Raw genomic sequence first — 4,164 nt, 5'->3', positions numbered from 1 at the left:
TTCGGAACGGTCTTTTTCAACTCATGAATATATTCATGAAAATCCGTAAGCCATTTCATCTTAAAACCTTGACGCTCCTCCCCGCTCGAACCCGAAGGCATATATACAGACATTAACGAAAAATCTTCAAAATCAGTACGTAAAACTCTACCCTCTCGGTCATAAATTTCGATGCCACAACCATGAACTACATTCTTAGGTTTTACTTTTGTAAAGATTGCAACACCCGAATAACCTTTCTTCTCGGCGGCGTACCACTGGATTTCGTAACCCAATTCTTCAAAGATAGCTTTGTCAATTTGGTGTTCTTCCGCTTTAACTTCTTGCAAACAAATCATATCAGCATCGGTGACTTTTACCCAATCCACAAAACCTTTTGAAATTGCCGAACGAATACCGTTAACATTATAAGTAATAATTTTCATGCAGTTAATTTTAAAATGGTTATACAAAAACTTCCTTCTCAAAATACTCAATCACATGAGCTTTCATCAATTTTTCTTGTTCAACGATATTCACAAATGGCAGAGGTTGAACCAATTTCCAATGGGGCCAGCCATCTTGGTCAGTGCCTTCAAGCTCATAAATTCCACTAAAACTTAATGCTTTGCAAATGGCAATGTGCATCAAATCTTGTTTCTGTTCTTTGGTGAAAAACTGATGTCCTTTACCCAATTCTTGTACCCCCATGAGGAACAAAACTGAGTCTAAATCGGAGGGACGTTTGCCCATTGCCAGTTCTAATTTATTTAATAACGATTCCCATTCTTGGGTTAAATTTTCCATTTTTTATTCTTTAATTAATTCCTCCCAGTACTCCGTTGCACGACGAAGATGTGGTATAACAATTGTTCCACCAATCAGCGTTGCCACTGAAAATATTTCTTGAATTTCGGCAGAATTTACGCCTAATTCAAAGCACCTTCCGAGATGATATTTGACACAATCGTCACACCGTAAAACCATCGAACATGATAATCCCATCATCTCTTTTGTTTTCTCAGACAAGGCTCCATCGGCGTAAGTATTGGTGTCAAGATTGAAAATTCTTTTGATAACTTTATTATCAGAAGCCATAATTTTTTCATTCATCGTGCTTCGATAATCATTAAATTCTGTAACTAAACTCATGTGTTTTGTAGGTTGATTTTATGTAATAAATGTGTGATAGAGACGACCTTATTCGTTCTTAAATTTCAAGGGAGAAGGTTGTCTGTATTACAATAAAACAAAGTTAATCAATATCATGGACTACCAATATTTTCAAAAGATTTTGTACATTTAAACCTTCAAAACTTAACCAATATTTTCAAGATGTTCCAATCCTTTATTGACCTTATTTTTCCAAGAATTTGTACAGGGTGCCAACAGCCACTTCAACTCAAAGAAGAGCAAATTTGTACGGATTGTCGCTTTGAATTACCACTCACAAATTCGCATCTACATGTTGATAATAAACTAATAAATAGATTTATTGGCAAAGTGAATTTGACTCATGCCTTATCCTATTTAAAGTTTGTAAAAGGTGGAAAAGTGCAACGGATGATGCATGAATTGAAGTATAAAGGTAATCAAGAAGTTGGCGAGATTTTGGGGAGAATGTATGGGGCTGATTTGAAGGAAAATGGCTTTTCTGATGAATTTGACTTGATTTTACCCGTGCCTCTTCATGCAAACCGATTAATCATTCGAGGATATAATCAATCAGATTCGTTGGCAAAAGGGCTTTCAGAGAGTTTAAATGCACCTTGGCAAAACGATGTGTTAAAAAGAGGAATTGAAACAGAAACGCAAATCAATAAATCAAGATTGGAACGGTACGAAAATATGAAAGATGTCTTTTTTGTGGATAAACCAGAAGGGCTTGCAGAGAAGCGAATTGTGATTGTAGATGACACACTTACAACGGGCGCAACGCTTGAATCATGTGTATTAGCTTTGAATGATGTAGGGGTGAAAAATGTTTCAATCATTGCCATTGCAGCGGCATATTGATGCAAAAGAAGAGCCGTTAAAAATTAATTTAACGGCTCTTCTTTTATGAGAATTCTTATTTATTAGTACCAGCTCTAATCATCGCACAACGGAAACCAATGGTTGAAGTTGCTGAATCTTGGTCAATAAAACGACGTGTTCCTGGTGCTAACCAATAGGCAACATCTGCCCATGAACCACCTTTGTAAACACGAGATTTATTGTCCACCAAAGAGTTGTTATTTTTTTTATCGTAAGTCTTTTCCTTATCCAAATAATCGCTTCTACGAATTGGATTTAAGTCGTTGAAATCCTCATAAGATAAGGGACGATACAAGTCAAAAACCCACTCATTTACGTTACCTGCCATTTGATATAAACCGAAATCATTGGCTGGATATGAATAGATTTCATTTGTGATAATTGCACCATCATTTGACTTACCAGCAATACCCGCATAGTCACCACGACCACGCTTAAAGTTGGCTAACATCGTTCCTTTTTTCTTGCCACGAGAAGCACGCATATTAGGGCCATCCCAAGGATAAATTCTTTGGTTTGTCTGATTTTCATCTTCGTATTGCGTCCCAATCATTGCCTTTGCCGCATATTCCCACTCAGCTTCCGTTGGAAGACGATAGGCAGGAAGAACCTTTCCAGATTCAATTTGTAAACGTTGACCAGCCGTAAATGCAGGAGCAACTTTATTAGATTCAGCTCCTCTTTTGGCTTTAGTTGTTTTGCCTTTTTTGCTTCCTTTCTGGTTTTTCATGGCAATGTCATTGTTTACTGCCGCAGTACGCCAGTTACAATAATCAGATGCTTGCGTCCATGAAACACCCACTACTGGATACATACGGAAACCAGGATAACGCAAATATTGCTCAACATAAGAATCATTAAAAGCCAATTCGTTTTTCCAAACCAATGTATCTGGAAGCGCTGACTCGTAAAATTCTTGTGATGAATCTTTCTGAATTGAATTCAAATATTCAAGATAATGCACGTTTCCAATTTCGGTTTCATCCATATAAAAAGACTGTACGGATACCGTTCTTTCTAAGTTATCTCTTGAATTGATGACATCTTCTTCCAAAGCACCCATTGTAAAGCGACCGCCTTCTACGAATACTAAGTTAGGGCCAGTTGGCTGTCCTTTGAAAGTTTTATCAACTTGAAAACCGCCTTTTTTGTTATAAGCAATACCGGTGGCGGTACTTCCTTTGCCTATTTTTACGCTACTGGGCTTCTTCGATTTACAAGAACTTACTAATGTAAGACCAACTAAAACAATAGCCACTGATTTGAGGGACAACTTCATCTGTCGAATAATTTGATTGTCGTGATATAAATAATTTTAAATTCTGACTCAGAACGGTAAAGTTTACCGTAGAAAGATTGCAATTTACAATAATCAGCGTTAAATCTGGCGGGAATTACTGAGAAGTTTATTCAATTTGAGAATTTGAAGGTTTTACATTTTAAAATAATATAAGATTCTGTAAATTTTAATCCTCAAAACAATCAATTTTCAAATTAAAATTAACTCCCAATAATTTCATTCAAAATGCCTTTCAGTTCTTCAATTGAGGTGATTTTTTCAAAAATCAACATCAATTTTCCTTTGGCTTCTTTGAGTGAACACTTACGAGAATTCTTCTTTACATAATCAAGAATCTTGCCAAAAGTAGCTGATTTATAATACTTTTCGTTCTCAGAAGAAACGAAGTAACATTTCAGATTATTGTTTTTGAGCAATATTTTTTCCATTCCAACCATTTCTGCCATCCATCGCACTCGCACAATTTCAATAATGTCTTTAACTTCGGGAGGTAGCGGTCCGAAACGGTCTTTCACCATCACTTCAAATTTATGCAATTCCTCCCCCGTTTTCATGTCGTCTAATTGCGTGTAAAGCGACAATCTTTCTGAAATACTGGAAACGTATTTTTCGGGAATAAGTACGTGCAAATCAGTCTCAATTTGGCAATCAATTTTCAAATTTTCAACAGTTTCGGATAAACTTACTTCAAATAATTCACGGAACTCGTTCTCTTTCAATTCTTGGACTGCTTCATCCAAAATTTTATGGTATAATTCGTAGCCTAAATCGTTGATAAAACCACTTTGTTCGGCTCCTAAAAGGTTTCCCGCTCCTCGAATATCCAAATCCCTCATGGCAACTTTAAA

Annotated in this window: 6 protein-coding genes; 1 reads left to right on the top strand and 5 read right to left on the bottom strand. The window is 36.3% G+C overall.

Features of this window, described 5'->3' with window-relative positions; genetic code table 11:
* The 3 genes from AC1W31_RS20730 to AC1W31_RS20720 form a co-directional block, all read right to left on the bottom strand.
* Positions 1 to 425 (bottom strand): exodeoxyribonuclease III (locus AC1W31_RS20730; protein ID WP_481736409.1); only part of this gene is annotated, 425 nt, incomplete at its 3' end.
* Between the two features lie 19 nt (positions 426 to 444).
* A complete protein-coding gene (locus AC1W31_RS20725; protein WP_481736408.1) occupies positions 445 to 786 on the bottom strand; it encodes a hypothetical protein in 342 nt (113 codons plus the stop codon).
* A gap of 3 nt (positions 787 to 789) precedes the next feature.
* The gene (locus tag AC1W31_RS20720) at positions 790 to 1,131 is read right to left on the bottom strand and encodes a carboxymuconolactone decarboxylase family protein (RefSeq protein WP_481736407.1); all 342 of its coding nucleotides are present in this window, start codon (positions 1,129 to 1,131) and stop codon (positions 790 to 792) included.
* Between the two features lie 183 nt (positions 1,132 to 1,314).
* Between AC1W31_RS20720 and AC1W31_RS20715 the strand changes: the two genes are divergently transcribed.
* Positions 1,315 to 1,995 (top strand): ComF family protein, encoded by a 681-nt coding sequence (locus AC1W31_RS20715; protein ID WP_481736406.1) that lies wholly within the window; start codon positions 1,315 to 1,317, stop codon positions 1,993 to 1,995.
* Positions 1,996 to 2,050: 55 nt separating this feature from the next.
* On the opposite strand, the gene gldJ is transcribed toward AC1W31_RS20715, so the two are convergent.
* On the bottom strand, positions 2,051 to 3,295 hold the full coding sequence (gldJ, locus tag AC1W31_RS20710; RefSeq protein ID WP_481736405.1) for a gliding motility lipoprotein GldJ: 1,245 nt from the start codon (positions 3,293 to 3,295) through the stop codon (positions 2,051 to 2,053).
* Between the two features lie 221 nt (positions 3,296 to 3,516).
* The coding region (locus AC1W31_RS20705) for a TRCF domain-containing protein (RefSeq protein WP_481736404.1) at positions 3,517 to 4,164 on the bottom strand (648 nt) is incomplete at its 5' end.

The organism is Arcicella sp. (assembly GCF_964672035.1).
This window is presented reverse-complemented; position numbering and strand designations above follow the sequence as displayed.

Excerpts from the sequence above, each read along its gene's own strand:
- AC1W31_RS20725 (WP_481736408.1), bottom strand. The coding sequence starts at position 786 with ATGGAAAATTTAACCCAAGAATGGGAATCGTTATTAAATAAATTAGAA.
- AC1W31_RS20720 (WP_481736407.1), bottom strand. The coding sequence starts at position 1,131 with ATGAGTTTAGTTACAGAATTTAATGATTATCGAAGCACGATGAATGAA.
- AC1W31_RS20715 (WP_481736406.1), top strand. The coding sequence starts at position 1,315 with ATGTTCCAATCCTTTATTGACCTTATTTTTCCAAGAATTTGTACAGGG.
- gldJ (WP_481736405.1), bottom strand. The coding sequence starts at position 3,295 with ATGAAGTTGTCCCTCAAATCAGTGGCTATTGTTTTAGTTGGTCTTACA.